This window comes from Pseudomonas sp. 51_B, from assembly GCF_017491595.1.
Taxonomy (GTDB): domain Bacteria; phylum Pseudomonadota; class Gammaproteobacteria; order Pseudomonadales; family Pseudomonadaceae; genus Aquipseudomonas; species Aquipseudomonas promysalinigenes.
Genome location: NZ_JAFGYW010000120.1, coordinates 1 through 569, shown reverse-complemented (window position 1 = coordinate 569; position 569 = coordinate 1). Strand labels below are relative to the sequence as shown.

The following is a 569-nucleotide window of genomic DNA, read 5'->3' as shown; positions in this document are numbered from 1 at the left end:
GGCGGTCACGGTGCCCGTCTTGCTGAACGCGGGCTTGAGCGTCGGAATCTTCTCGGGGTTCGCCTTGAACGGCTGCTCGTCGCGCGCGATCACCGCATCGCCCTTCTTGCCGGCCACCGTCACGGGCGCGATTTCCCACGCGAACGAGCCGTCCTCGTTCGCCCGCTTCGCGCGCGCGAGCGATTCGATCGCGAACGCGTCCTGCGCGTCGCGCGAGAACGCGTATTCGCCCGCGCATTCCTCGGCGAACGTGCCCATCAGCCGGCCCTTGTCGTAGGCGTCCTCGAGGCCGTCGAGGAACATGTGGTCGAGCACCTGGCCGTGGCCCATGCGCATGCCGGCGCGCGCCTTCGGCAGCAGGTACGGCGCGTTCGTCATGCTTTCCATGCCGCCCGCGACGATCACGTCGACGGAGCCCGCCACGAGCATGTCGTGCGCGAACATCGCCGTGCGCATGCCCGAGCCGCACATCTTGTTGATCGTCGTGCAGCCGACCGACAGCGGCAGCTTCGCGCCGAGCGCCGCCTGCCGTGCCGGCGCCTGCCCCTGCCCGGCGGGCAGCACGCAGC

Annotated in this window: 1 pseudogene; it reads right to left on the bottom strand. The window is 70.3% G+C overall.

Annotated elements, in window-relative coordinates:
- Positions 1-569, bottom strand: a pseudogene (locus J5M56_RS23945) (acetyl-CoA C-acetyltransferase); the annotation flags it as partial.